The sequence below is a fragment of the Sphingobium yanoikuyae genome, assembly GCF_013001025.1.
GTDB lineage: Bacteria > Pseudomonadota > Alphaproteobacteria > Sphingomonadales > Sphingomonadaceae > Sphingobium > Sphingobium yanoikuyae_A.
On sequence record NZ_CP053021.1, the window covers coordinates 4,740,916 to 4,765,239 of the forward strand.

Here is a 24,324-nt window from a genome sequence, read left to right on the forward strand (position 1 = left end):
TGCCCGGCTAACGCGCGCCCCGCACAGGGCGTACCCCGCCCATCCTATTCCACCGGCATGCCGAGTCCCGTCGAAGGGCATGGCCGGTCCGCGCGGCGGGCGGAGGAGTGTATCCATGGCAAATGTTACTGTGATCGGCGCCCAGTGGGGTGACGAAGGCAAGGGCAAGATCGTCGACTGGCTGTCGGAGCGCGCCGATGTCGTCGCCCGTTTCCAGGGCGGGCATAATGCCGGCCACACGCTGGTCGTCGGCGAAAAGGTCTACAAGCTCTCGCTGCTGCCGTCGGGCATCGTGCGCGGCACGCTGTCGGTGATCGGCAATGGCGTGGTGCTGGACCCCTGGCACTTCCGTGACGAGGTCGCCAAGCTCAAGAGCCAGGGCGTCGAGATCACCCCGGCAAACCTGCAGATCGCCGAGACCTGCCCGTTGATCCTGCCCTTCCACCGCGACCTCGATGGCCTGCGCGAGGATGCGTCGGGCGCCGGCAAGATCGGCACCACCCGTCGCGGCATCGGCCCGGCCTATGAGGACAAGGTCGGCCGCCGCGCCATTCGCGTCTGCGATCTGGCCCATCTCGACGATCTCGACCTGCAGATCGATCGCCTGACCGCGCATCATGATGCGCTGCGCGCCGGTTTCGGTGAAGCGCCGATCGACCGCGCTCAGTTGATGGCCGACCTGACCGAGATCGCTGCCTTCATCCTGCCCTTCGTCAAGCCGGTCTGGCTGACGCTCAACAAGGCGAAATCGGAAGGCAAGCGCATCCTGTTCGAAGGCGCGCAGGGCACCTTGCTCGACATCGACCATGGCACCTATCCCTTCGTAACCTCGTCCAACACGGTGGCGGGCACGGCGGCGAGCGGCACCGGCCTTGGCCCCAATGGCGCCGGGTTCGTGCTGGGCATCGTCAAGGCCTATACCACTCGCGTCGGGTCCGGCCCGTTCCCGACCGAGCAGGAAAATGACGTCGGCCAGCGCCTGGGCGAGCGCGGCCATGAATTCGGCACCGTCACTGGCCGCAAGCGCCGCTGTGGCTGGTTCGACGCGGTGCTGGTGCGCCAGTCGGTCGCCGTTTCGGGCGTGACCGGCATTGCGCTGACCAAGCTGGACGTGCTCGACGGTTTCGAGGAGCTGAAGATCTGCGTCGGCTACAAGATCGGCGACCAGAGCTTCGACTATCTGCCCGCCCATGCGCAGGACCAGGCCAAGGCCGAGCCGATCTATGAAAGCATTGCCGGCTGGAGCGAAACCACCGCCGGCGCGCGCAGCTGGGCGGAGCTTCCGGCACAGGCGATCAAATATATCCGCCGTATCGAGGAACTGATCGGCTGCCCGGTCACGCTCGTGTCGACCAGCCCGGAACGCGACGACACCATCCTCGTCCGCGATCCCTTCGCGGATTAAGGGGCATGGCCGGCGAACGTTTCGAGCGACACAAGCAGCCCTGGACCCAGGATGAGGTCCAGAAGCTACATACGCTCGCGAAGAAGGGCATGGCGCTGAAGGCGATCGCCAAGGCGCTGACCCGCAGCGAGGAATCGGTGAAGACCCGCGCCAAGCAGGACGGGCTGTCGATCGCCAAGCTGCGCTGAGAGATTGAGAGGCCGGGCGGAAACGTCCGGCCTTTCCTCATTCCGGGGCGTGGCGCTCGACCGGCTGGATGGCCCCGTCCTTGGCATAGGTCAGTGGGGCGATGGTGATCGACCGCCGATGATCGCCGCCGCCGGGCAGCAGCCTGTCATGATAGAAGAGCCAGCTCTTGCCGCCCCGCTCGACGATCGCCTGATGATTGGTCGAGATCGGCAGATAGTCGAGGATCACGCCGCCATAGGCGAAGGGGCCGAGCGGCGAGGCGGCGGTGCCATAGATGATCTGGCCGGGCCAGCCGGTCGAGAAGCTGAAATAATAGCGGTCGCCATGGGCGTGGAGATAGGGCGCCTCGCCATATTTCTTCTTGGGGTCGCTCGCCGGCAGTCCGGTGACGACGACATCCATGATCGGACCATCGACATGGATCATGTCGGGCTTCAGCCGCACCACCTTGGGCACGCGGGTGCCGAAATAGAGATAGGCCTGTCCGTCCGTGTCGATGAAGACGGCGGGGTCGATCGGTTCGGCGCCGGCATTGGCGTCTCGCGCCTTGTCGATCAACGCGTCGCCGCGCGCGTCGCGATAAGGCCCCTGGGGGCGGTCGGCCACCGCAACGCCGATCCGGTCGCCGCCGATCGGCGCGTAGAAATAATAGCGTCCGTTGCGTTGGGCGACTTCGGGTGCCCAGGCCTTTGCATCGGGCCGTGCCCATTGGAAGGTGGTGACGTCGAGGAAGGCGCCGTCATCCTGCCAGCTTTTCATGTCGGTCGAACTGTAGAGGCGCCAGCTTGTGCTGTCCCAGTAGCGGCCGGAATTGGACGCATCGTCGGTGGCATAGAGATACCAGCGGTCGTCGAACCAGTGCGGCGAGGGATCGCCGGCGAAGCGCGGACTGATCGGCTTGCCCGGCTCGACATCGCCATTGGCCATCAGCAGGCCCATATAGGCGAGCAGCGCCATCCTCTTCATCAGCATCCTCCCGTGTCGATCATTGATACGATGATGGCGTTCCGCCATGTGAAATGCAATTTCGCATCGTGAAATATTGAAAGATTGGAAGGCCGGCTGGACCCGATCGGGGCGGGATGCGACAAGTTTGCCGACATCAAAACAGGAGGCTCCGCATGGCACTCGATATCCTCGTCCTCTACGGCTCCTATCGGCGAGACCGGCTCGGTATCCGGCTGGCCGACTATCTGATCCGCGGCTTTGAAGGGCTGGGGCATAGGGCGGAACTGGTCGATGCCAAGGCGATCGACCTGCCGATACTCGACCTGCGATACAGCGATTATCCGGCCGGCGAAGCGCCTGCCGCCATGGCGCTGCTGGCGCAGCGCCTGTCCGCTGCCGATGCCTTCGTCTTCGTCGCGGGCGAATATAATCGCGGCATGCAGCCGGGCCTCAAGAATCTGGTCGACCATTATCTCAAGGAGTTCGACCGTCGCCCCGCCGCGATTGCCAGCTACTCGATGGGGCGTTTTGCCGGGGTGAACAGCCATGCCGACTGGACGGTGACGCTGTCCGCCATGGGCATGGCGGTGATGCCCGAGCGCCTCAGCGTCGGTCAGATCCAGCAGACGTTGGACGAGCAGGCCCGGCCCCAGGGCGAAGGCGGGGCGGCGCTGGATCGGGGCTTTGCGGGTTTCGCCGACACGCTCATCTGGTGGGCGCAAGCGGCGAAGGCGCAGCGCTGATCTCCTCGCGCGCCGATATCACCGTCGCAGCCACAAGGTCGCCGGTGACGTTGAGCGCGGTGCGGCACATGTCGAGCAGCCGGTCGACGCCCAGCACCAGCCCGATCCCCTCGGGCGGGATGCCGACCATCGCCAGGATCATCGCCACCACCGGCAGCGACCCGGCCGGCACGCCCGCCGTGCCGACCCCGCCCAATATGCAGACCAGCATCACCATCAGCTGCTGGCCAAGGCTGAGGTCGACATGGAAGAATTGGGCGAGGAACAGGACGGTGATCCCCTCGAACATCGCCGTGCCATTCTGGTTGGCAGTGGCGCCGATGGTCAGGACGAAGCGGGGGATGCGGCGCGGCAGGTGCAGCTTCTCTTCCGCAACGCGGATGGCGGTCGGCAGGGTGGCATTGGAGGAGGCGGTGGCGAAGGCCATGACGCTCGCTTCCTGCACGGCGGCGAAGAAGCGCAGCGGCGACCGGCGCGCCAGCAGGCCGATCAGCAGCGAATAGATGCCGAACATCTGGATCGCGAGCGCCAGCAGCACGACCCCGACATAGGCGGACAGGCGCACCAGCAAGTCCCAGCCGAACTGGGCGGCGAGGTTGAACATGAAGCAGGCGATGGCGATCGGCGCCAGGCGGATGACGATCGATATGAGGCGCATCGTCACCGTGAACAGCCCCTCCATCGCATCGAGCAGCAGCTTCGTTTCCTTCGTCTGCACCAGCACCAGCCCGATGCCGAAGAAGAGGGCGAAGACCATCACCGCCAATATGTCATTGTCGGCCATCGCCGCGATCACATTGTCGGGGATGATCGCGATCAGCGCCTGCATGCCGGTGGGCGTGTCGGCGCCGCGGTCAAGGATCGCCTTGGCCCCCTGGCCCGCATCGGCCAGCAGTGCGTGCGCCTGCGCCGGATCGACGCCGCTGCCCGGTTGCAGCAGATTGACCAGCGCAAGGCTGATGACGACGGCTATGCCCGACACGATCAGCGTGTAGAGGAGAGTGCGCAGCCCCACCCGGCGCAGCGAGCGCATCTCGCCCATTTCGGCGATGCCGACGATCAGCGCGGAGACCAGCAGCGGGATCACGAGCATGAACAGCAGGCGCAGGAAGACCTGCCCTATCGGGCCGGTGAGATAGCGGGTGACCGCATCGATCCAGGGCGCACCGGGCGTTACGGCATAGGCGATCAGCCCGGCGGTGAGGCCGATCAGGAAGCCGGCCAGCATCTGCCATTGCAGCGAGAAGGCCGCGCGCCGGCCCGCCTGTTCCTTTGTGCCTGAACCACTCATGGCTTCTCCTCTTCCTCCCGACCAACGAGCCATAAGGAAGCGGGTTGCGCGGCCGGCAATATTTCGTTTCGTTAGGGCATCGACGGAGCATGGCCGCATGCTCGGGCGTTGGGCCGGTTCACCAGAAGGAGTCTTGCATGATCGTTGATGCCGTCCCCAGCATGCGCCGGATCGCATCGGAAGTGTGGAAACCGCTGACCGCGCTATTCGTGTGGGACTGTGCGGTCACGGCCGCTTATTATCTATTGCCGTTCAAGGCCCCTTCGCTGCCGCTCACCATCTTCGGTTCGGCTCTCGCCCTGTTCCTGGGCTTCCGGTCGAACAGCAGTTACCAGCGCTGGTGGGAAGGGCGCACATTGTGGGGGGCGATGATCAACGCCTCCCGCAGCCTGGCGCGTTCGGCGCGCAACTTCCTGCCCGACCCGGAAGCGCGGGACCTCAAGCGCGAGATCGTCAAGCGCCAGATCGCCTATGTGAATGCGCTGCGCTGCCAGTTGCGGCGCCAGACGATCGGTGAGGACGTGACCAAATTCCTGCGCGAGGAGGATCAGGGCAAGGCGCTGGCGCGCGCCAATCCGGCCAATGGCCTGCTCGACAGCACCGGCCGGCGGATCGACATGGCGCGGCGGGAAGGCTGGATCGACACCATCCAGCAGACCCAGATGGAAAAGGTGCTGGTCGACATCGCCAATGCCCAGGGCGGGATGGAGCGGCTGAAGAACACGCCGCTGCCCTTCCAGTATCGACTGTTGCCGGTCGTGTTCACCCATCTCTTCTGCATCCTGCTGCCGATCGGGCTGGTCGAGACGCTGGGTTTCGCCACGCCGCTGGGATCGACGGTCGCGGGCCTGATGTTCATGGCGGTGCTACGGATCGGCGATGATCTGACCGATCCCTTTGCCGACAGCGTGCATGACGTACCGCTGACCGCCATGTGTCGGACGATCGAGATCGACCTGCTACAGTCGATCGGCGATCCGGCGCCAGACCCGGTGACGCCGGTGCGCGGCGTCCTGTGGTAAGAAAAAGCCCCGCCAGCATCATGCCGGCGGGGCATTTTCTTTGGGTAAGGCTGAGGACGCTTAGCCCTTGCGGTCTTCGTCGACCATGTCGGAGGTCAGTTCCAGCCCCGCCCGGCCATGGGACGGGGTATGGGCCGGCGCCTTGGGATGGGGCACGTCGACCGGCTCCTCTACTTCCAGCATGCCTTCCCACTTGGTGATGACCGAGGTGGCGATGGCATTGCCCAGCACGTTGGTCGCGGTGCGGCCCATGTCCATGAAATGGTCGACCGCCAGGATGAAGGCGACGCCCTCGACCGGCAGGTCGAACTGGCCGAGCGTGGCGGCGACCACGACCAGCGAGGCGCGCGGCACGGCGGCGATGCCCTTGCTGGTGACCATCAGGACGAGCAGGATCGTGATCTGGGTCGCGATCGGCAGGTCGATGCCATAGGCCTGGGCGATGAAGATGGTCGCGAAGGTCGCATACATCATCGAGCCGTCGAGGTTGAAGCTGTAGCCCAGCGGCAGCACGAAGCTGTAGATGCGGCGCGGCACGCCGAACCGGTCGAGCTGCTCCAGCATCTTGGGATAGGCGGCTTCCGACGAAGCGGTCGAGAAGGCGATCAGGATCGGTTCGCGGACATAGCGGATCAGCTTGAACATCCGCTTGCCCAGGAAAATCGCACCCGCGCCGAACAGCAGCACCCACAGGCAGATGAGGGCGATGTAGAATTCGCCGACCAGCGCGCCGTAGGTCTTGAGCACGCCCAGGCCCTGCACCGTCACCGACGAGGCGAGGGCGCCGAACACGGCGAGCGGCGCGACCCGCATGACATAGCCGGTAACCTGCAGCATCAGCTCGACCAGCGCCTCGATCACGGTGATGATCGGCTTGCCCTTTTCGCCGATGGCGGTCAGCGCCACGCCGACGAACAGCGAGAAGACGACGATCTGCAGGATCTGGTTGTCCGCCATCGCGCCGATCATCGACGTCGGGAAGACGTGCAGAATGAAGTCGCGGAAATTGAGCGCTTCGGTGTTGACGCCCGCATCCGCGCCCGACCGGACGAGGTTGAGGCCGGCACCCGGCTCGAAGAAATTGACGAAGATCAGGCCCAAGGTCAGCGAAATGAGGCTGGCGATGATGAACCAGGCGAGCGCGCGCCCGCCGATCCGCCCCAGTGCCGCGCTGTCGCCCATATGGGCGATGCCCGCGACCAGCGTGGAAAAGACCAAAGGCGCGATGATCATCTTGATCAGATGAAGGAAGATGTCGGCCAGAAGGTGAAAATAGCCCGCCACATCCTTGGCCAGCGCTTCATCCCCGCCGACCCAGAGATTGGCCACGAAGCCCACGATCACGCCCAGGACCATGCCTGTCAGGATGTAGGCCGTCAGTCGATTTCGCATTATATTCCTCTAGCCAGCGAGCGGTCCGCCCGCGCATTCATTCTGTTCTGCTGGGTGGTGACACCTAACAGGCGCCCGGCCAGCCCGCAATCGGGCAGGCTTGGACTGTGCGGGGATAGACGAATGAGCCACCATATTCCGCGCCCTGTTTTACGGCAGGACAACGGCAGGACGCTCGATCAGGGGTAGAGAAGCCCCTCGTTCCAGCCATTTTCCTGGCGGGTGAAGACGCGTCGTTCATGCAGGCGATGCTCGCGGTCCTGCCAGAACTCGATCCGTTCCGGGGTCAGGCGGAAGCCCGACCAGTGGGGTGGGCGCGGCACCGGGCCGCCCTCGAACCGGGCGCGCACCTCTTCATAGCGATCCATGAAGACGGCGCGCGAGGGCAGCGGGCGGGACTGGTCGGAAGCCCAGGCGCCGAGTTGGCTGTCGCGGCTGCGAGTGGCGAAATAGGCGTCGGCGGTCGCGTCGTCGACCGGGCCGACACTGCCCTCGATCCGGATCTGGCGGCGCACCGACTTCCAGTGGAACAGCAGGGCGGCATGCGGATTGGCGAGCAGGTCGCCGGCCTTGCGCCCTTCGAAATTGGTGTAGAAGATGAAGCCGTCGGGGCCATGGCCCTTGAGCAGCACCATGCGGACCGACGGGCGGCCTTGCGCATCGGCCGTGGCCAGCGCCATGGCGTTGCTGTCATTGAGTTCGGTCTCGCGCGCCTGCGCATACCACTCGTCGAAAAGGGCGAAGGGATCGGTCATGCCCCTGCCTTAGATTCCCGGCACCGCACTGTCGATACGGATGCGCCGCAGCTTGAACGATGCCCGGCCTTCGGCCACATAGGGGCGATATGGCCGTGATGCGGCAGATACCGGTTTCAGCATAACAGGATGATAGATGGCGGATCCCTATTCCACTCTGGGTGTGGCGCGCAGCGCGAGCGAAGCGGAGATCAAGTCCGCCTATCGCAAGCTGGCCAAGCAATATCACCCCGACAAGAATCAGGACAATCCCAAGGCGGCGGAGAAATTCTCGGCCGTGACCAATGCCTATGACCTGCTGTCGGACAAGGACAAGCGGGCCCGCTTCGACCGGGGCGAGATCGATGCCGATGGCAATCCGACCGCGCCCTTCGGCTTTGGCGGCGGTGGCGGCGGGCGTGGCCGTCCCGGCGGGTTCGAGTTCAACGAGGGCGGCGCCGATTTCGGCGATATTTTCGAAGGCCTGTTCGGCGGTGCGGGCCGTCGCGCCGGGGGCGGCGGTGGTTTTGGCGGCTTTGGTCGCGGCGCGCCGCCGGCCAAGGGGGCCAATGTCGCCTATCGGCTGGCGGTGCAGTTCGTCGACGCTGCTACGCTGGCGCCGCAGCGCATCACCCTGCAGGATGGCAAGACGATCGACCTGAAGCTGCCCGCCGGGGTCGAGACCGGCACGCAGATGCGCCTGACCGGCAAGGGGCAGCCGGGCGCGGGCGGTGCGGGCGACGCGATCGTCACCATCGAGGTGAAGCCGCACCCCTTCTTCAAGCGCGACGGCGACAATGTGCTGCTCGATTTGCCGATCACCATCAACGAGGCGGTGAAGGGCGGCAAGGTGAAGGTGCCGACCGTCGATGGCCCGGTGATGCTGGGCGTGCCGGCCGGCACCACATCGGGCAAGACGCTGCGCCTGCGCGGCAAGGGCTTTACCGGCAAGGATGGCCAGCGCGGCGACCAGCTTGTGACCTTGCTGATCGACGTGCCTGCCGATGATCCGGTGATCCTCCAGCTGGTCGAGGATTGGCAGGATGGTCGCGCGGTGCGGACCCATCTGGGCGTCTAGGACGTTCGGCAAGGGTGCCGCTGCCTTCCCCCTATAGTCCGGAGTCGCGCCGCCACATGGCGGCGCAGGCGCAGGAGAAATTCCATCGCCAGATCGATCGGGTCCGGCCGGGTTCGCGCAGCTTCGAGATCGCCAAGCGGGTGATGGTGGGCGTCTATAGCGACGGGTTCATCCATGCGGGGAACCTGGCCTATCTCTCGCTGATGACGCTGTTTCCCTTCTTCATCGTCGCCGCCGCCGTCGCCAGCGTCTTCGGCCGCACGTCGGACGGGCTGTCGGCGGTGAATGCCTTTCTCTATACCGTGCCGCGCGGCGTTGCCGATGTCGTGCGCCAGCCGATCAGCGATGTGTTACAGGCGCGTTCCGGCAATCTGCTCTGGTTCGGCGGTCTGGTGGGGCTCTGGACCGTGGGCAGCCTGATCGAGACGATCCGCGACATATTGCGCCGCGCCTATGGAACGAAGAGCACCAAGCCCTTCTGGCGTTATCGACTGGCGTCGGTCGGGATCACGCTGGTCAGCGTGCTGGCGGTGATGTTCGCCTTTTCGATGCAGGTGATGATAACGGCGGTGGACCAGCTGCTCCACCGGCTGCTGCCCTTCGCGGATGAGGCGATCGCCTGGGTTTCCTCGGCCAAGCTGGTGCCGATGGCGATATTATGCGTCGCGCTCCACTCGCTCTATGTCTCGCTGACCCCGTCGCTCTACCGTGACAAGCGCTTTCCCAAATGGCCCGGCGCCGTCGCCACCGCGCTGTGGTGGTATGCCGTCACTCTGCTATTGCCGGTCACATTGTCGATGCTGGGCGGCTATGACCGGACCTATGGCAGTCTGGCCGGTGTCATGATCACCCTCATTTTTTTCTTTCTCGTGGGGCTCGGCGTGGTAATTGGCGCCGAATTGAATGCGGCACTGGCGGAATTTCCGGAAGACGAAGCAGCCGGCACCGTGCAGGACAAAGGGAACGGAACGACGATATGACAGGCTTGATGGCGGGAAAGCGCGGGCTCATCATGGGGCTGGCGAACGACAAGTCGCTGGCTTGGGGTATTTCGCAGCAACTGCATGCGCAGGGCGCGGAACTGGCCTTCTCCTACCAGGGCGAGGCGCTGGCCAAGCGCGTGAAGCCGCTGGCGGAACAGCTGGGCTCGGACTTCCTGATCGACTGCGACGTGTCCGATATGGCGAAGCTGGACGAGGCCTTTGCCGAGATCGAGGCGCGCTGGGGCAAGCTGGACTTCGTCGTCCATGCGATCGGCTTTTCCGACAAGAATGAGCTGCGTGGCCTCTATGCCGACACCAGCCTCGACAATTTCCTGATGACCATGAACATCTCCGTCTACAGCTTCGTCGCCGTCGCGGCCCGCGCGCGCAAGCTGATGAAGGAAGGCGGCAGTCTGCTGACGCTGAGCTATTATGGCGCGGAAAAGGTCATCCCCCATTATAACGTCATGGGCGTGGCCAAGGCGGCGCTGGAAACCAGCGTCAAATATCTGGCGATGGACCTGGGCCCGGAAAATATCCGCGTCAACGCGATCTCGGCCGGCCCGATCAAGACGCTGGCGGCCAGCGGCATCGGCGATTTCCGTTACATCATGAAGTGGAACGAGCTGAACTCGCCGCTGCGTCGCAACGTGACGATCGACGATGTCGGCGGTGCCGGCCTTTACCTGCTGTCGGACCTCGCTTCGGGCGTGACGGGTGAGATCCACCATGTCGATGCGGGCTATAATGTCATCGGCATGAAGGCCGAAGACGCGCCCGACATCGCGCTGGACAAGTAAGAACGACGCGACCGGATTGGAACGGATATGAGCTTCAACACATTCGGTCGCGTCTTCCGCTTCTCGACCTGGGGCGAGAGCCATGGTCCGGCGATCGGCGCGATGGTCGATGGCTGCCCTCCGGGCCTGGCATTGAGCGAGGCGGACATCCAGCCTTGGCTCGACCTGCGCAAGCCGGGCACGTCCAAGTTCACGACCCAGCGGCGCGAGCCCGATGAGGTGCGTATCCTGTCGGGCGTGTTCGAGGGCAAGACCACCGGCACGCCGATCAGCCTGATGATCGAGAATACCGACCAGCGGTCGAAGGATTATTCGGAGGTCGCCAAGGCCTATCGCCCTGGCCATGCCGACTATGCCTATGACGCCAAATATGGCTTTCGCGACTATCGTGGCGGCGGGCGGTCCTCGGCGCGCGAAACCGCCAGCCGGGTTGCGGCCGGTGCGGTGGCGCGGCTGGTCATCCCGGAAGTCGATATCTTCGCTTATGTAAGCGAGATCGGCGGCGACGCGATCGACTATGGCAATTTCGACGCGGCGCAGATCGGCCAGAATCCCTTCTTCTGCCCTGACGCCGAAGCCGCGGTGCGCTGGGAAGCGCTGGTCGATGGCGCGCGCAAGGATGGCTCGTCGCTCGGCGCAGTGGTCGAATGCGTGGCCAGTGGCGTGCCCGCCGGCTGGGGCGCGCCGCTCTATGCCAAGCTCGACAGCGAACTGGCGAGTGCGATGATGAGCATAAACGCGGTCAAGGGCGTGGAAATCGGCGACGGCTTCGCAGCCGCCCGGCTGCGCGGTGAGCAGAATGCCGATCCGATGCGGCCCGGCGCCGACGGTCCGGTCTTCCTGGCCAATCATGCCGGCGGCATCGCTGGGGGCATTTCGACCGGCCAGCCGGTCAAGGTCCGTATCGCCTTCAAGCCGACCAGTTCGATCCTGATTCCGGTCGAGACGGTGACCCGCGAAGGCGATGCGTCGGATATCATCACCAAGGGGCGTCATGACCCGTGCGTCGGCATTCGCGGCGTGCCGGTGGTCGAAGCGATGATGGCGCTGGTGCTGGCCGACCAGAAGCTGCTGCACCGCGCCCAGTGCGGGGCCGACTGACGCGCCGAACCGCGCCAATCGCGCGCCGAATGTGCAAAAGATGCGAGACGACTCACCCATGTTACGCTAGGATGACATGGTCACCCGCGGGAGGGTGAGCGGCAGAGCGTAAGCCTGGGGAGCGTCAGCACGCTATGCGTGGATTGACGGTCAAAACGTCCCCTGACGCCGCGACACGGGCCAGCCATGCAACCATGGCTGGCCCATTTCGTTTCACCTCCGTTAGAGACGCGATCACGCGATCAAACGGGGGCAAGACGAGATGCATTTCATCACCGCGCTATTGGGCATCTACCGCGCGGAAATCGGCCTGGTCATTCTCGCCTGCATGTTCGTCGCCTTCGTGCGCGAACGCTATTCCCCGACCGTCGTGTCGGTGCTGGGGGCCTGTGCCTTCGCGCTGCTCGGCCTGCTCGACGAGAAATCGCTCTTCTCCGTCTTTTCGAACAGCGCGCCGCTGACCGTGGGCGCGATGTTCGTGCTGTCGGGGGCGCTCATTCGCACCGGCACGATCAACCGCATCGCCGATCTGGTCATGGTCCGGGCGCAGAAGCATCCGCGGCTGGCGCTGGTGGAGGTTGCGGTGGGCACGGTGCTGCTGTCGGCCTTCCTCAACAACACGCCGGTCGTCGTGCTGCTGATCCCGATCATGTTCCGACTGGCGCAGGCGACCGCCTATCCGGTCAAGAAGCTGCTGATCCCGATGAATGCGGTGGCGGTGATGGGCGGCTGCGTCACCCTGATCGGCACGTCGACCAACCTGATCGTTGCGGGGATCGCCGCTGAACAGGGCATGCAGCCCTTCGGCATTTTCGATATCACCCCCTATGGCCTGGCCGGCACCATTGCCGGCGTCATCGGCCTGGCCTGCCTCAGTTTCCTGCTGCCCAGCGACCCGCCCTCGATCGCGGGCGAGAATGGCGGCAATGTGCAGGAATATCTGACCGAACTGGTCGTGACGCCGGACAGCGAGGTGGTCGGGCGGGAGATTGGCGAATTGTCCGTCCTTGGCCGCTCGGTCACCCTGATCGGGCTCAAGCGGGCCGGCGAGATACGGCGCCACGACCTGGAGCAGGAGGAACTGCATGTCGGCGACCGGCTGATCGTCCGCGCCGATGGCACGGCGATCATGACCCTACGCGAATCGGGCGATTTCGAACTGGGCATCGCCGCCGATTCCGAGACCTCCGCCCGCGAGGGCACGGTGATCGAGGCGATGGTCGCGCCCAGCCACCCCTCGATCGGCGAGCGGCTGATCGACATTCCCTTCCTCCATGCCCTGCGCGTCCGGTTGATCGGCATCCATCGCGCTCGCCATCTGCCGGGGCCGGACCTGGCCGATACGCGGGTGCGCGGCGCCGACCGGCTGCTGGTGGCGGGCAGCGACGACGCGATGCGTTCGCTGAAAGACAATCCCAACCTGATCGGCGTCGACATCAGCCGCACCCGCGCCTTCCGCCCGCGCAAGGCATGGATCGCGATCCTGGCAATGGCCGCGGTGGTTATCCTGTCGGCGCTCGACGTGATCGGCATCGGCCTGGCCGCCTTCATCGCCGTCGGCGTGATCCTGGTCACCCGCTGCATCGATGCGGAGGAGGCCTGGGCGGCGATCGACGGCGATGTGCTGATCCTGATCTTTGCCATGCTGGCGGTCGGCCTGGCGCTGGAACAGGCGGGCAGCGTCGCGCTGATGGTCGGCTGGATCACGCCGCTGATGCAGGTCGCGCCACAATGGAGCCTGGTCTTCATCGTCTATTTCGCGGCGCTGATCCTGTCCGAGCTGCTCAGCAACAATGCGGTCGCGGCGCTGTTGACGCCGCTCACCATCGCGCTGGCGCATCAGCTGGGCACCGATCCGCGTCCGCTGGTGATTGCGCTGATGATCGGGGCATCGGCCTGTTTCGCGACGCCGATCGGCTATCAGACCAATGCGCTTGTCTATGCTGCGGGCGATTATCGCTTCGCCGATTTCGTGCGCATTGGCGTGCCGCTCAACCTGATCGTCGGCACGGCGGTGTGTGCGGCGCTCGTGATTCTGGGCTAGGGACCAATTGCCCGCATCCGGCCCTGTCGGCACGGGTGCGGGCCCGGCATGAAGGCGGCGATCCATCAGGAGTATCGCCATGAGCCGCCTTCGCTTCACCCAGGTCGACGCCTTTGCCGACGCGCCCTTCACCGGCAATCCGGCGGCGGTGATGCCGCTCGACGCCTGGCTCGACGATGCGGTGCTGCAGGCGATCGCTGCGGAAAACAACCTGTCCGAAACCGCCTTCACCGTGCCGACGCCGGACGATGCGGAGGCCGATTATGCGCTGCGCTGGTTCACCCCGGCGGTCGAGGTGAAGCTGTGCGGCCATGCCACGCTGGCGAGCGGCCATGTGCTGATGCAGGGCGATGCCATCCGTTTTCGCACGTGCCATGCCGGTGTGCTGACCGTGACCCGCGCGGGCGAGGGCTATGAACTGTCGCTGCCGGCCTGGACCAGCGCGCCGAAGGCGCTGCCGGCGCTGGCGGCGGGGATGGGCGGCGACATCGTCGAAACGCGCTGGCGTGATGGCGGCTATGCGATCTTCGTCTATCGCGATGCCGATGCGATCCGTGCGCTGGAGCCTGACTTCGCGACCCTGCGCAAGCTCGGCGACAATTTGCTGATGGCGACCGCGCCGGGCGACGACAGCGACATCATCAGCCGTGTCTTCGTGCCCGGCGGCGGGATTGACGAGGATCCGGTGACCGGATCGGCCCATGGCCTGCTGACGCCCTATTGGGCCGAGCGGCTCGGCAAGGATGCGATCAGTGCCTATCAGGCGTCGGCGCGGGGCGGGCGGCTCGGTTGCCGGCTGGAGGGCGACCGGGTGGTGATGACCGGCGCCTGCCGCACGGTGATCGAGGGCATATTCACCCTTTAACCGGGGAAGAGGCCGATCAGCCGGGCCAGTTGCGCCTTCACGGCGGCGCGCTGTTCCTTCTTTGGCGACATGCCGATCCGCACGATCGTCAGCCGCTGGCCGGGCGCGACCAATATATATTGGCCATTATGACCGACGCAGCCGAACAGGCTGGCCGAGGCGAGGCCGGGCATCAGCGCGCTCTCGCTGCTGTCCCGGTTGAGCCAGAGATGGGCGCCATAGGCCGCGTTCCGGGGCGAGGGCGCGCGCATATAGTCGACCCATTTTTCCGGCACGATCTGATGGCCGTTGGGGGAGCGGCCATGGTTGCGCAGCAATTCGCCGAAGCGGCCATAGTCGCGCGCGGTCATGTGCATGATCGATCCGCCGATCAGCGTGCCGTTGGCGTCATATTCCGGGGTCAGGCTGGACAGTTTGCCCGGCGCCTTCAGCCGGCCGTCGATGAACATCTGCATCGCCCGGCGACGCACGTCGGGATGGGGGCTGTTGGTCAGCATCCGGGTCATCAGGTCCGACAGGATCATCGTGCTGCCGGTGGAGTAGGAAAATGTCTCGCCGGGAACATGCGCCAGCGGCTTGGATTCGGCATAGGCCGCCATGTCCTGCGCGCCGTCCATGAACAGCATGCGCACGGTGTCGCCGTCGGTGATCGGCTCGCCATCCTCGGCATGGTCGAGGCCCGAGGTCATCGACAGCAGCTGGCGCAGGGTGATGCGGCCGCGCGGATCGCCCGGCTGGCTCCAGGCCGCGACCGGCACCGGCGAATCGAGCGCCAGCCGTCCGTCCGACACCATCAGGCCGACCAGCACCGCGGTCACGCTCTTGGCCATCGACCAGGACAGCAATTTCGTGTCGGGGGTGATGCCGGGGGCATAGCGTTCGGCAATCACCTTGCCGTCGCGCATCACCAGCAGGGCGCGGGTATCGCCCATGTCCTTGTCGTCGAACAGCGGATCGATCGCGCCGCGCAGCGCGCTGGCGCTGACCACCGCGTCGGTGGACACGCTATAGACGGGCTCGGGCGCATGGGCCGCGCGCCCCGCCAGCGTGCCGGCGAGGACGAGCGCCACCAGCCCGGCACCCATGGCAAGGCGCTTTACGATTCGCTTCTCGATCTGCATAAGCCGGCGCCCTTAGCATGGAGGCGGGAAGAAGGACCATGGCGGTTCGTGGTAAATGGTGGATCGTCGCGGCGGTGATCGTCGTCGCGCTGCTGGCCGCGCTGGCGTGGAACTGGTCGACCCTGCGTGCCCGCGCGCAGCTCGGCTCGGCCTATGGCGCGCGGCTGACCTGTTCCTGCCGCTATGTCGAGGGTCGCGCCATGGGCAGCTGCCAGGGCGACAAGGAGCCGGGCATGGCGATGGTGCGGCTGACCGACAAGCCGGAGGAGCGGGCGGTCGAGGCGCATGTCCCGCTGCTGGCGTCGCGCACCGCACGCTTCAAGCCGGGCTGGGGCTGTCTGCTCGATCCGGCGAGCTAAGCGCCACTGGCACCGATAGGCTTGACTCGCTAAGGCCGGATGATGCCCCGCGACATTCCCACGCTGCTCCACGATATTTTCGGCTTCACGACGTTCCGCGGGGTGCAGGAACAGGTGGTCGGCCGGGTCATGGCGGGGCAGCCGACCCTGGCGATCATGCCGACCGGCGCGGGCAAGTCGCTCTGCTATCAGCTGCCGGCCGTAGCGCTGGATGGCTGCTGCGTCGTCGTCTCGCCGCTGATCGCGCTGATGCATGATCAGTTGCGGGCGGCGACCGCTGTGGGCATCCGGGCCGCCAGCCTGACCAGCGTCGATGCCGACTGGCGCGAGACGCAGGATCGGCTGCGCAATGGCGAACTGGACCTGCTCTATGTCGCGCCGGAACGGGCGAGCGGCGAGGGGTTCCGCAATCTGCTGCGGTCGGCGAAGGTCGCCCTGTTCGCGATCGACGAGGCGCATTGCGTGTCCGAATGGGGGCATGATTTCCGTCCCGACTATCGGTTGCTGCGGCCGCTGCTCGATGAATTTCCCGATGTCCCGCGGCTGGCGCTGACGGCGACGGCGGATGCGCATACGCGCAAGGATATCCTCGTTCAGCTCGGCATTCCCGAGGATGGCCTGATCATCTCGGACTTCGACCGGCCCAATATCCGCTATGCCGTCCATCCGCGCGATGGGCTGACCCGGCAGCTGGCCGACCTGCTTGCCGCCAATCCGGGGCCGGGCGTGGTCTATGCGCCGACCCGCGCCGCGACCGAGAAGCTGGCCGAGACGCTGGGACGCGGCGGCCGGGCGGTGCGCGCCTATCATGCCGGCATGGATCCGGCCCAGCGCGCCGCCAACCAGGCCGCCTTCATCGCCAGCGAAGATATGGTGATGGTCGCCACCGTCGCCTTCGGCATGGGGATCGACAAGCCCGACGTGCGCTTTGTCGCCCATGCCGGCCTGCCCAAGTCGATCGAGGGCTATTATCAGGAATCGGGCCGCGCCGGCCGCGACGGCGAACCGGCGGTCGCCCATCTCTTCTGGGGGGCGGAGGATTTCGCCCGTGCCCGCCAGCGCATCATGGAGCTGGAGCCGGCGCGCCAGCAGGGCGAGCGGGCGCGGATCGCGGCGCTGGGGGCGCTGGTGGAGACCGCGACCTGCCGCCGGGCGATCCTGCTGCGCCATTTCGGCGAAGACCCGCCGGCGACCTGCGGCAATTGCGACAATTGCCTGACCCCGCCGGCCAGCGTTGACGCGACTGAAACGGCGCGCAAATATCTGTCGGCCGTCTATCGCACCGGCCAGAGCTTTGGCGCGGGCCATATCGAGGCGGTGCTGAGCGGTGCCGTCACCGACAAGATTCGCGAGCGCGGACATGACAAGATTTCCGTCTATGCGATCGTCGATGGCGATGAGACGACGCTGCTGCGGCCGGTGTCGCGGGCGCTGCTGGTGCGGGACGCGCTGGAGACGACCGAGCATGGCGGGCTGATGCTCGGCCCCAATGCCCGGCCGATCCTGCGCGGCGAGGAGGAAGTGCGCATCCTCGTGCCGCCGCGGCGCGAGCGGAAGAAGCGCAACGCCCGCAATGGCAGCGACGCCAATCCGGTTGGCGATCCGCTGTTCGACGCGCTGCGCACCTGTCGCCGCGAACTGGCGCAGGATGCCGGGGTCCCGCCCTATGTCATCTTCCATGATTCGACGCTGCGCGAGATGGCCGAGCAGCGGCCGGCGACCATCCATGAGCTGGGCATGGTGAGCGGCGTCGGGCAGAAGAAGCTGGACGCCTATGGCGATGCCTTCCTGGCGGCGATCCGACCCTATCTGTAGCTGATGAGCGTGTGGCCCCGTTTCTCGACAGGCTCGAAACGAACGGATGGCGGGGCATCGATGCCGGTTTGGGCGTGCAGACGCTTGAATCCTGTGGCGGGCGGGCGCATGGCGGGGGCGAAGGAGATTTGCCCATGTTCCGCCAGTTGACCGACCGCCTCTATGTCTCGCCCCAGATCAGTGTCGATCAGGTGGAGACCGCCAAGGCGCTGGGCGTGACCATGATCATCAACAACCGTCCCGATGACGAGGAGCCGGGCCAGACCAACGGTGCCGCGGTCGAGGCAGCGGCGATCGACGCTGGTGTCGCCTATGCCGCCGTGCCGGTGGCCCATGGCGGCTTTGCGCCCTGGCAGCTCGACGGCATGGCCGCCGCGATCGAGCAGGCGGGCGAGGGCAAGATCCTGGCCTATTGCCGGTCGGGCACGCGCAGCACCCTGCTGTGGGCGCTGACCCGCGCGCGGGCCGGCGACGATGCCGATGCGCTGTCGGCGCAGGCGACGGCTGCGGGCTATGATCTTGGCCCGGTGCGCCAGATCATGGATGCGTTGAAGCCCGCCTGAAAATAGGATTTCGTTCGCTTAACTTCCCATATTTCCCGCACATTTCGACATTTCCTTGCTCAAGTAGGAAATCATGTTGCGAGGGGGATGGGGACGCCGGACGATGGGAAAAAGCCGGGTGCAACCTAACATGGGCCCGGCTCTGTAGGACAGCGCGGGGGAGCGGGCCGGAACCGGCTTTCTCAAGCGGCCGCTCAGCCGCACTCCACCGTGACATGCTCCATGCGCGGCAGGCTGCGCACCCGTTCACGGACACGGGCGCCGTCGGCGCCGGGCGCCAGGCTGATGATCGCGGCATGGGCGTGCGGGCCGATGCGCCAGACATGGAGGTCGCGGATGGTGGCGCCTTCGGCTTCGACCAGGCCGCGCACCCTGGCCATCAGCGCGGGTTCGGCGGTGTCGAGCAGGATGGCGGCGGTGTCCTTCATCAGGCCCCAGGCCCAGCGGGCGATGACCACGGCGCCGAGCAGGCCGACCGCCGGATCGAGCCACCACCAGCCGAGATAGCGGCCGGCCAGCAGCGCGGCGATCGCCAGCACCGACGTCAGCGCATCGGTCAGCACATGAACATAGGCGGCGCGCAGATTATTGTCGGCATGGCCGCCCTTGTGGTCGTGATCATGGTCATGATCGTTATGCGCGTGGCCGTGCCCATGATCATGACTATGGTCGTGGCCGAGCAGCAGGGCGCTGACCAGATTGATGACCAGGCCGATGATCGCGACCAGGGTCGCCTCGCCAAAGGCGACCTGCACCGGCTCGAACAGGCGCATGCCGGATTCGATCGCGATGAACAGCGCGGTCAGCAGCAGCAGCAGCGCCGAGGCAAAGCCGGACAGGTCGCCGACCTTGCCGGTACCGAAAGTGTAGCGCGGGTTGCGGGCATGGCGCTTTGCGTAGCTATAGGCGGCGGCGGCCACCGCCAGCGCACCGGCATGGGTCGCCATGTGGAAGCCGTCGGCCAGCAGCGCCATCGACCCGGTGATCCAGCCGAAGGCGATTTCCACCACCATGGTCGCGGCGGTCAGCCAGACGACCCACAGGGTGCGCCTGGCATTCTTGTCATGCCCGGCGCTCAGATAGATATGGTCGAAATAATGGCGTTCCGCGCCATCCTTGTCGGTCGGCGGCGGAGCGGCCGGGGCAGGATGATGCGCATGGTCATGGTTGCAGCCGGCGCCATGATGATGGTGCCCATGGGCGTGATCGTCGTGCATCGTCATTTCCCGTAGCGGCGGATCAGCGCCAGCATTTCTTCGGTGGCAGCCGTGCGCGCTTCGTCGGTCAGGCCGGGGCGGGCGACATGTTCGCGCATATGCTGCTCGATCAGCTCCTCCATCAGGCTGCCGACGGCGCCGCGCACCGAGGCGACCAGTTGGAGTGTCTCCGAACAGCCCGCATCGCCCGCCAACTGGCGTTCGACGGCGTTGACCTGCCCCGCGATGCGGCGCACCCGCGCCAGCAATTTGTCCCGATCCGCGATGATGTGCATAGGATACCCCCCTATACTATGTGGATAAGTCGGGCAAGGCGCTGGCGATGGCTGGGATGCCAATTGAAGCCGAGAATCGACGCGACAGTCGAAGTTCACAGTGTCGTGCGGGTAAATTCGGGCCAATGCGCCGGCCAAGCGCCTGCCACGCGCCAATGAAGCGACAGGCGCGCGACAACCGGGGCATGATGACGCGGCTTCGACGCGACAGGGAGAGGGCAACGAGGCGACAGGAAAACGACACTTGCGCGCCGGTCGGGCGACAGCGGCTTGGCGGCGAGGGCTGGAAAGTGGAGCGGGTGTCCATCGCCCAGGGGAGATCAGAGAAAGGCCGGGTAGGAAAGCGGGTGGCCGGAAGCGACCAGAAGCAGCCATCGTCACCCCGGCCTTGAGCCGGGGTCTCGCTTCTTTATTTGTTGCATAGAAAAGTGGGATGCCGGGTCAAGCCCGGCATGACGGATGTGGGTAGGGCGGCCAGGACCATTTCTTGCCATTCCCATCCCTTGTTGATCTGCCAAAAAGCAGGCACTCTTGCCCAGAACCGCCGGGTGGGTAACCAGGCGGTGAACTCATACATCGCGTTTTGAACTAGAGGCCTTTATAGAATGCGCGGCCGCCGATGACGGCAGCGATCCACAGGCTGATGCCGACGAGGCCTTTTACAATGCCCCAGACCGATTGGGCGTGAGCATTGAATAGGAGTATTCCTCCAATGATCGCTGCAAGTCCCGCCAATGCAAACACCGACTTTGCAGCGATCAGGTCATCGTTGAATGGTTCTGCCATGCAGGCAGGTTTATCGCATTTCCATTGTCGGGCCTACAGACGGGTTTCAATGATCAAGGAAAGCTGATTCAACACGGCGAAGCTGCCGGACAAGAAACGACCAGAAGCGGACGTTTCCTACTCCCCTCCCTTCCAGGGAGGGGCCGGGGGTGGGTGCGCCGCGTAGCGGCGGTCTACGGTCGATAGGGCAGAAGCTCGCTACGCTCGCAACCCACCCCAACCCCTCCCTGGAAGGGAGGGGCTATGTCTTGTTCCCACCCATCCCGGACACCCCTGCCTGCCCGTCCGGCTTTGCCTTTGGCGTTGGCGTCGCTAACAGGAGTGAGTGGCTGATCTGGAATGCGATCTTGCGATTATCGGCGGGGGCCTTGCCGGGGGGCTGATCGCGCTTGCCTTTGCCGAGCGGCGGCCGGGTACGCGCATCCTGTTGATCGAGCAGGCCGATCATGTCGGCGGCAATCATATCTGGTCCTTCTTCGACGGGGATGTCGATGCGCGCGACCGCTGGCTGGTCGATCCGCTGGTCAGCAGCCGCTGGTCGCAGGGGCATGAAGTGCGCTTTCCCGGCTATCGGCGGCAGCTCGACACCCCCTATAACAGCATCGCCTCCCCCCGTTTCGACGCGCATGTGCGGGCGGCGCTGGGCGATCACCTGCTGACCGGCGCGCGGGTGGCGACGATCGGCCGGCAATTTCTGGTGCTGGAGGACGGGCGGCGGATCAGCGCGTCTGCGATGATCGATGCGCGCGGCGCGGGCGAGCTGTCGGCGCTGCGCTGCGGCTGGCAGAAATTCGTCGGGCAGACGCTGCGGCTGGCACAGCCGCACGGGATCACGCGGCCGGTGATCATGGATGCGACGGTGGCGCAGATTGACGGCTATCGCTTCGTCTATCTGCTGCCGCGCGACGCCCGGACGATCTTTGTCGAGGATACCTATTATAGCGACGGCCCCGCGCTGGACGAGGCAGGGATCGCGGAGCGGATCGCCGCCTATGCGCACGCGCAGGGTTGGCAGGTGGAGGAAGTTATCCACAGCGAGAGCGGGGTGCTGCCGGTGGTGCATGGCGGCGATTTCGACCGTTACTGGCCGGCCGATGACCCGGTTGCGCGGGCCGGGGTGAAGGCCGGGCTGTTCCAGCCGATGACCGGCTATTCGCTGCCCGATGCGGTGCGATTCGCGACCTGGCTGCTGGAACAGCCGCTGAAGGGCCTGCCGGTGGCGACGCGGACCTATGCTGCGGCGCACTGGAAGAAGGGACTTTATTATCGGCTGCTTGGCCGGATGCTCTTCGGCGCTGCAGTGCCGGACCAGCGCTGGCGCATCTTTGCCCGCTTCTATCGGTTGCGGCCGGGGCTGATCCAGCGCTTCTATGCTGGGCGATCGACCATCGCCGATCGCATCCGCATCTTGTGCGGGCGTCCCCCGGTGCGCATAAGGGATGCCATGCACGCATTGCTGAACCCACCCGCCTGATGGAGCGGAAAGCGATTGTCATTGGCGCGGGCTTTGGCGGCCTGGCGCTGGCCATCCGTCTGCAGTCGGCCGGGGTGGCAACCACCCTGATCGAGGCGCGCGACCGCCCCGGTGGCCGCGCATATATGTGGGAGAAGGACGGCTTTACCTTCGACGCGGGGCCGACGGTCATCACCGATCCGGCCTGCCTCGCCGAATTGTGGCGCCTGTCGGGGAACGACATGGCGCAGGATGTCAGCCTGGTGCCGGTGTCGCCCTTCTACCGGCTCAACTGGCGCGACGGCACCAATTTCGACTATTCCAACGACGAGGTGGCGCTGCGCGCGCAGATCGCCAAGCTCAATCCCGAGGATGTCGCGGGCTATGAGCGGTTCCTGGACTATGCCGACGGCGTCTATGAGGAGGGCTATCGCAAGCTCGGCTCGGTCGCCTTCCTCGACTTTGCCTCAATGGTGCGGGCGGGGCCGAGCCTTGCCAAATATCAGGCCTGGCGATCGGTCTATTCGATCGTGTCGAGCCATGTGAAGGACGAGAAGCTGCGCCAGGCGCTGTCCTTCCACAGCCTTCTGGTCGGCGGCAATCCGATGACGACCAGCGGAATCTATGCCCTGATCCACAAGCTGGAGAAGGATGGCGGGGTGTGGTTCGCCAAGGGCGGGACCAACCGGCTGGTGCAGGGCATGGCGACCCATTTCGAGCGGCTGGGCGGCGTGCTGCGACTGGGCGACGCGGTGGTCGAGATCGAGACCCATGGCGACCGGGCGGTGGCGGTGCGCACGGCGTCGGGCTGGCGCGGGGAGGCGGACGCGATCGCCAGCAATGGCGATTTGATGCACAGCTATCGCGACCTGCTGGGCCATCACCCGCGCGGGCAGAAGCAGGCGGAAAAGCTGCAGCACAAGAAATGGTCGCCCAGCCTGTTCGTGCTGCATTTCGGCATCAAGGGCAGCTGGCCGGGCATTCCCCACCATATGATCCTGTTCGGCCCGCGCTATGAGGGGCTGCTGACCGATATCTACAGCCATGGCGTGCTGCCGGCGGATTTCTCGCTCTATCTGCACCATCCGACCGTCACCGATCCGTCGATGGCGCCGGAAGGCTATTCGACCTTCTATGCGCTTGCGCCGGTGCCGCACATGGGCAAGCTGCCGATCGACTGGGACCGCTTCGCGCCGGCCTATGCCGAGCGCATCCTGGACGAGATCCAGCATCGGCTGATCCCCGACATCCGGTCGCGCATCGTGACCCAGTTCCATTATGCGCCGAGCGATTTCGGCCGCGACCTCAATGCCCATCTGGGCAGCGGCTTCAGCCTGGAGCCGCTATTGACCCAGAGCGCCTGGTTCCGCGCCCATAATCGCGATGATGTCATTCCCAACCTTTATCTGGTAGGGGCCGGCACCCATCCCGGCGCGGGCATCCCCGGCGTGGTGGGCAGCGCCAAGGCGACCGCGGCGCTGATGCTGCAGGACATGGCTTGAGGAGCGCGCGGCGCTTCGGGACTGGAAGATGATGAAAAGACTGGCTGTTTATTGTGGTTCGGCGACGCCGGCCGACCTCACCTATATCGACGCGGCGCGCCATGTCGGCCGCACCCTGGCACAGCGCGGAATCGGCGTCGTCTATGGCGGCGGGCGGCTGGGCCTGATGGGCGCGGTGGCGGATGCGGCGCTGGAGGCGGGCGGCGAGGTGATCGGCGTGATCCCCGAGGCGCTGGTCGGCGCCGAAGTCGCGCATCGCGGCTGCACCGAATTGCACGTTGTCCAGACCATGCACCAGCGCAAGCAGCTCTTCACCGACCTGTCGGACGGCTTCGTCACGATTCCGGGCGGCGTCGGCACGATGGACGAGCTGTGGGAGGCGATCAGCTGGGCGCAGCTGGGCTATCACAACAAGCCGGTCGGCCTGCTCAATGTCGCGGGCTTCTATGACCAGCTGATCGGCTTCAACCGGCAGATGGTGGAAGCCGGCTTCATCCGGCCGCAGCATGCCGGCATCATGATCCATGATGACAGCATCGAGGGGCTGCTGGAGCAGATGGCCGCCTATCAGCCGCATGAGACGATCTTCGCGATGAAGGCCGCACGGCTCTGAAATAATATTCCCCTCCCGCTTGCGG

24 protein-coding genes are annotated in these 24,324 nt (G+C 65.6%); 16 read left to right on the forward strand and 8 right to left on the reverse strand.

Annotated features, from left to right (window positions below; genetic code table 11):
- Window positions 1-115: 115 nt before the first annotated feature.
- Together HH800_RS22820 and HH800_RS22825 are read left to right on the forward strand one after the other, a co-directional pair.
- Window positions 116-1,405 carry an adenylosuccinate synthase gene (locus HH800_RS22820; RefSeq protein WP_169862596.1) on the forward strand — a complete coding sequence of 430 codons (1,290 nt, stop codon included), beginning with the start codon at window positions 116-118 and terminating at the stop codon, window positions 1,403-1,405.
- Window positions 1,406-1,410: 5 nt separating this feature from the next.
- Window positions 1,411-1,593, forward strand: coding sequence for a hypothetical protein (locus HH800_RS22825; RefSeq protein ID WP_004209747.1), 183 nt, complete (start codon window positions 1,411-1,413; stop codon window positions 1,591-1,593).
- Window positions 1,594-1,630: 37 nt separating this feature from the next.
- On the opposite strand, the gene HH800_RS22830 is transcribed toward HH800_RS22825, so the two are convergent.
- Complete coding sequence (locus HH800_RS22830; RefSeq protein ID WP_169862598.1) at window positions 1,631-2,560, reverse strand: family 43 glycosylhydrolase; 930 nt, start codon at window positions 2,558-2,560, stop codon at window positions 1,631-1,633.
- A 155-nt stretch (window positions 2,561-2,715) separates the two neighbouring features.
- On the opposite strand from HH800_RS22830, the gene HH800_RS22835 reads away from it, so the two are divergent.
- Window positions 2,716-3,285, forward strand: coding sequence for an NADPH-dependent FMN reductase (locus HH800_RS22835; RefSeq protein ID WP_169862600.1), 570 nt, complete (start codon window positions 2,716-2,718; stop codon window positions 3,283-3,285).
- Here HH800_RS22835 and HH800_RS22840 read toward each other — a convergent pair.
- The gene (locus HH800_RS22840; protein ID WP_169862601.1) at window positions 3,248-4,576 is read right to left on the reverse strand and encodes a dicarboxylate/amino acid:cation symporter; all 1,329 of its coding nucleotides are present in this window, start codon (window positions 4,574-4,576) and stop codon (window positions 3,248-3,250) included. The two genes, HH800_RS22835 and HH800_RS22840, sit on opposite strands and share 38 nt — an antisense overlap.
- A 137-nt stretch (window positions 4,577-4,713) precedes the next feature.
- Here HH800_RS22840 and HH800_RS22845 point away from each other — a divergent pair, with 137 nt between their 5' ends.
- Window positions 4,714-5,598, forward strand: coding sequence for a bestrophin family protein (locus tag HH800_RS22845; protein ID WP_099232821.1), 885 nt, complete (start codon window positions 4,714-4,716; stop codon window positions 5,596-5,598).
- Window positions 5,599-5,658: 60 nt separating this feature from the next.
- Here HH800_RS22845 and HH800_RS22850 read toward each other — a convergent pair whose 3' ends face one another.
- Window positions 5,659-6,990, reverse strand: coding sequence for a dicarboxylate/amino acid:cation symporter (locus HH800_RS22850; protein ID WP_169862603.1), 1,332 nt, complete (start codon window positions 6,988-6,990; stop codon window positions 5,659-5,661).
- Window positions 6,991-7,169: 179 nt separating this feature from the next.
- A complete protein-coding gene (pdxH, locus tag HH800_RS22855) occupies window positions 7,170-7,745 on the reverse strand; it encodes a pyridoxamine 5'-phosphate oxidase (RefSeq protein ID WP_037521916.1) in 576 nt (191 codons plus the stop codon).
- Window positions 7,746-7,881: 136 nt separating this feature from the next.
- Here pdxH and HH800_RS22860 point away from each other — a divergent pair, with 136 nt between their 5' ends.
- The 6 genes from HH800_RS22860 to HH800_RS22885 all read left to right on the forward strand — a co-directional run bounded on the left by HH800_RS22860 (window position 7,882) and on the right by HH800_RS22885 (window position 14,595).
- On the forward strand, window positions 7,882-8,802 hold the full coding sequence (locus tag HH800_RS22860) for a DnaJ C-terminal domain-containing protein (protein ID WP_169862605.1): 921 nt from the start codon (window positions 7,882-7,884) through the stop codon (window positions 8,800-8,802).
- Between the two features lie 56 nt (window positions 8,803-8,858).
- Window positions 8,859-9,782 (forward strand): YihY/virulence factor BrkB family protein, encoded by a 924-nt coding sequence (locus HH800_RS22865; protein WP_004209756.1) that lies wholly within the window; start codon window positions 8,859-8,861, stop codon window positions 9,780-9,782.
- A complete protein-coding gene (gene fabI, locus HH800_RS22870; protein ID WP_004209757.1) occupies window positions 9,779-10,585 on the forward strand; it encodes an enoyl-ACP reductase FabI in 807 nt (268 codons plus the stop codon). Before HH800_RS22865 ends, fabI begins: the two co-directional genes overlap by 4 nt.
- A gap of 27 nt (window positions 10,586-10,612) precedes the next feature.
- A complete protein-coding gene (aroC, locus tag HH800_RS22875) occupies window positions 10,613-11,686 on the forward strand; it encodes a chorismate synthase (RefSeq protein ID WP_097385215.1) in 1,074 nt (357 codons plus the stop codon).
- A gap of 262 nt (window positions 11,687-11,948) precedes the next feature.
- Complete coding sequence (locus tag HH800_RS22880) at window positions 11,949-13,730, forward strand: SLC13 family permease (protein ID WP_169862606.1); 1,782 nt, start codon at window positions 11,949-11,951, stop codon at window positions 13,728-13,730.
- Window positions 13,731-13,809: 79 nt separating this feature from the next.
- Window positions 13,810-14,595 (forward strand): PhzF family phenazine biosynthesis protein, encoded by a 786-nt coding sequence (locus tag HH800_RS22885; RefSeq protein ID WP_169862608.1) that lies wholly within the window; start codon window positions 13,810-13,812, stop codon window positions 14,593-14,595.
- Here the strand turns inward: HH800_RS22885 and HH800_RS22890 are convergent.
- Entirely contained in the window at window positions 14,592-15,716 is a 1,125-nt protein-coding gene (locus tag HH800_RS22890; RefSeq protein WP_169862610.1) for a serine hydrolase domain-containing protein, read from the reverse strand. The two genes, HH800_RS22885 and HH800_RS22890, sit on opposite strands and share 4 nt — an antisense overlap.
- 38 nt (window positions 15,717-15,754) lie before the next feature.
- Between HH800_RS22890 and HH800_RS22895 the strand changes: the two genes are divergently transcribed.
- The 3 genes from HH800_RS22895 to HH800_RS22905 all read left to right on the forward strand — a co-directional run bounded on the left by HH800_RS22895 (window position 15,755) and on the right by HH800_RS22905 (window position 18,453).
- Window positions 15,755-16,075 carry a hypothetical protein gene (locus HH800_RS22895; RefSeq protein WP_169862612.1) on the forward strand — a complete coding sequence of 107 codons (321 nt, stop codon included), beginning with the start codon at window positions 15,755-15,757 and terminating at the stop codon, window positions 16,073-16,075.
- 42 nt (window positions 16,076-16,117) lie between these two features.
- The gene (gene recQ, locus HH800_RS22900; RefSeq protein WP_169863406.1) at window positions 16,118-17,890 is read left to right on the forward strand and encodes a DNA helicase RecQ; all 1,773 of its coding nucleotides are present in this window, start codon (window positions 16,118-16,120) and stop codon (window positions 17,888-17,890) included.
- A 134-nt stretch (window positions 17,891-18,024) separates the two neighbouring features.
- On the forward strand, window positions 18,025-18,453 hold the full coding sequence (locus HH800_RS22905) for a TIGR01244 family sulfur transferase (RefSeq protein ID WP_004209769.1): 429 nt from the start codon (window positions 18,025-18,027) through the stop codon (window positions 18,451-18,453).
- A 194-nt stretch (window positions 18,454-18,647) separates the two neighbouring features.
- Here the strand turns inward: HH800_RS22905 and dmeF are convergent, their stop codons facing one another.
- The 3 genes from dmeF to HH800_RS22920 all read right to left on the reverse strand — a co-directional run bounded on the left by dmeF (window position 18,648) and on the right by HH800_RS22920 (window position 20,731).
- Window positions 18,648-19,676: a CDF family Co(II)/Ni(II) efflux transporter DmeF gene (dmeF, locus tag HH800_RS22910; RefSeq protein ID WP_169862614.1), complete on the reverse strand. Its 1,029-nt coding sequence runs from the start codon at window positions 19,674-19,676 to the stop codon at window positions 18,648-18,650.
- Window positions 19,673-19,945 carry a metal/formaldehyde-sensitive transcriptional repressor gene (locus HH800_RS22915; RefSeq protein ID WP_010335593.1) on the reverse strand — a complete coding sequence of 91 codons (273 nt, stop codon included), beginning with the start codon at window positions 19,943-19,945 and terminating at the stop codon, window positions 19,673-19,675. The genes dmeF and HH800_RS22915 overlap by 4 nt, the downstream gene beginning before the upstream one ends.
- Window positions 19,946-20,533: 588 nt before the next feature.
- Window positions 20,534-20,731: a hypothetical protein gene (locus tag HH800_RS22920; RefSeq protein WP_017502519.1), complete on the reverse strand. Its 198-nt coding sequence runs from the start codon at window positions 20,729-20,731 to the stop codon at window positions 20,534-20,536.
- A 325-nt stretch (window positions 20,732-21,056) separates the two neighbouring features.
- On the opposite strand from HH800_RS22920, the gene crtY reads away from it, so the two are divergent.
- The 3 genes from crtY to HH800_RS22935 are packed head-to-tail and all read left to right on the forward strand — an operon-like array spanning window position 21,057 to window position 24,299.
- Window positions 21,057-22,205: a lycopene beta-cyclase CrtY gene (gene crtY / locus HH800_RS22925; protein WP_169862616.1), complete on the forward strand. Its 1,149-nt coding sequence runs from the start codon at window positions 21,057-21,059 to the stop codon at window positions 22,203-22,205.
- Entirely contained in the window at window positions 22,205-23,686 is a 1,482-nt protein-coding gene (locus HH800_RS22930; protein ID WP_010335595.1) for a phytoene desaturase, read from the forward strand. Before crtY ends, HH800_RS22930 begins: the two co-directional genes overlap by 1 nt.
- A gap of 31 nt (window positions 23,687-23,717) precedes the next feature.
- Complete coding sequence (locus HH800_RS22935) at window positions 23,718-24,299, forward strand: TIGR00730 family Rossman fold protein (RefSeq protein WP_169863407.1); 582 nt, start codon at window positions 23,718-23,720, stop codon at window positions 24,297-24,299.
- Window positions 24,300-24,324 lie beyond the last annotated feature (25 nt).

Coding starts and splice junctions, on each gene's coding strand:
- pdxH (WP_037521916.1), bottom strand. CDS start 7,745: ATGACCGATCCCTTCGCCCTTTTCGACGAGTGGTATGCGCAGGCGCGC.
- dmeF (WP_169862614.1), bottom strand. CDS start 19,676: ATGACGATGCACGACGATCACGCCCATGGGCACCATCATCATGGCGCC.
- HH800_RS22920 (WP_017502519.1), bottom strand. CDS start 20,731: ATGGCAGAACCATTCAACGATGACCTGATCGCTGCAAAGTCGGTGTTT.
- HH800_RS22850 (WP_169862603.1), bottom strand. CDS start 6,990: ATGCGAAATCGACTGACGGCCTACATCCTGACAGGCATGGTCCTGGGC.
- HH800_RS22890 (WP_169862610.1), bottom strand. CDS start 15,716: ATGCAGATCGAGAAGCGAATCGTAAAGCGCCTTGCCATGGGTGCCGGG.
- HH800_RS22845 (WP_099232821.1), top strand. CDS start 4,714: ATGATCGTTGATGCCGTCCCCAGCATGCGCCGGATCGCATCGGAAGTG.
- HH800_RS22915 (WP_010335593.1), bottom strand. CDS start 19,945: ATGCACATCATCGCGGATCGGGACAAATTGCTGGCGCGGGTGCGCCGC.
- fabI (WP_004209757.1), top strand. CDS start 9,779: ATGACAGGCTTGATGGCGGGAAAGCGCGGGCTCATCATGGGGCTGGCG.
- HH800_RS22880 (WP_169862606.1), top strand. CDS start 11,949: ATGCATTTCATCACCGCGCTATTGGGCATCTACCGCGCGGAAATCGGC.
- HH800_RS22840 (WP_169862601.1), bottom strand. CDS start 4,576: ATGAGTGGTTCAGGCACAAAGGAACAGGCGGGCCGGCGCGCGGCCTTC.
- HH800_RS22860 (WP_169862605.1), top strand. CDS start 7,882: ATGGCGGATCCCTATTCCACTCTGGGTGTGGCGCGCAGCGCGAGCGAA.
- recQ (WP_169863406.1), top strand. CDS start 16,118: ATGCCCCGCGACATTCCCACGCTGCTCCACGATATTTTCGGCTTCACG.
- HH800_RS22865 (WP_004209756.1), top strand. CDS start 8,859: ATGGCGGCGCAGGCGCAGGAGAAATTCCATCGCCAGATCGATCGGGTC.
- HH800_RS22935 (WP_169863407.1), top strand. CDS start 23,718: ATGAAAAGACTGGCTGTTTATTGTGGTTCGGCGACGCCGGCCGACCTC.
- aroC (WP_097385215.1), top strand. CDS start 10,613: ATGAGCTTCAACACATTCGGTCGCGTCTTCCGCTTCTCGACCTGGGGC.
- HH800_RS22830 (WP_169862598.1), bottom strand. CDS start 2,560: ATGAAGAGGATGGCGCTGCTCGCCTATATGGGCCTGCTGATGGCCAAT.
- HH800_RS22825 (WP_004209747.1), top strand. CDS start 1,411: ATGGCCGGCGAACGTTTCGAGCGACACAAGCAGCCCTGGACCCAGGAT.
- HH800_RS22905 (WP_004209769.1), top strand. CDS start 18,025: ATGTTCCGCCAGTTGACCGACCGCCTCTATGTCTCGCCCCAGATCAGT.
- HH800_RS22885 (WP_169862608.1), top strand. CDS start 13,810: ATGAGCCGCCTTCGCTTCACCCAGGTCGACGCCTTTGCCGACGCGCCC.
- HH800_RS22835 (WP_169862600.1), top strand. CDS start 2,716: ATGGCACTCGATATCCTCGTCCTCTACGGCTCCTATCGGCGAGACCGG.
- HH800_RS22895 (WP_169862612.1), top strand. CDS start 15,755: ATGGCGGTTCGTGGTAAATGGTGGATCGTCGCGGCGGTGATCGTCGTC.
- HH800_RS22930 (WP_010335595.1), top strand. CDS start 22,205: ATGGAGCGGAAAGCGATTGTCATTGGCGCGGGCTTTGGCGGCCTGGCG.
- HH800_RS22820 (WP_169862596.1), top strand. CDS start 116: ATGGCAAATGTTACTGTGATCGGCGCCCAGTGGGGTGACGAAGGCAAG.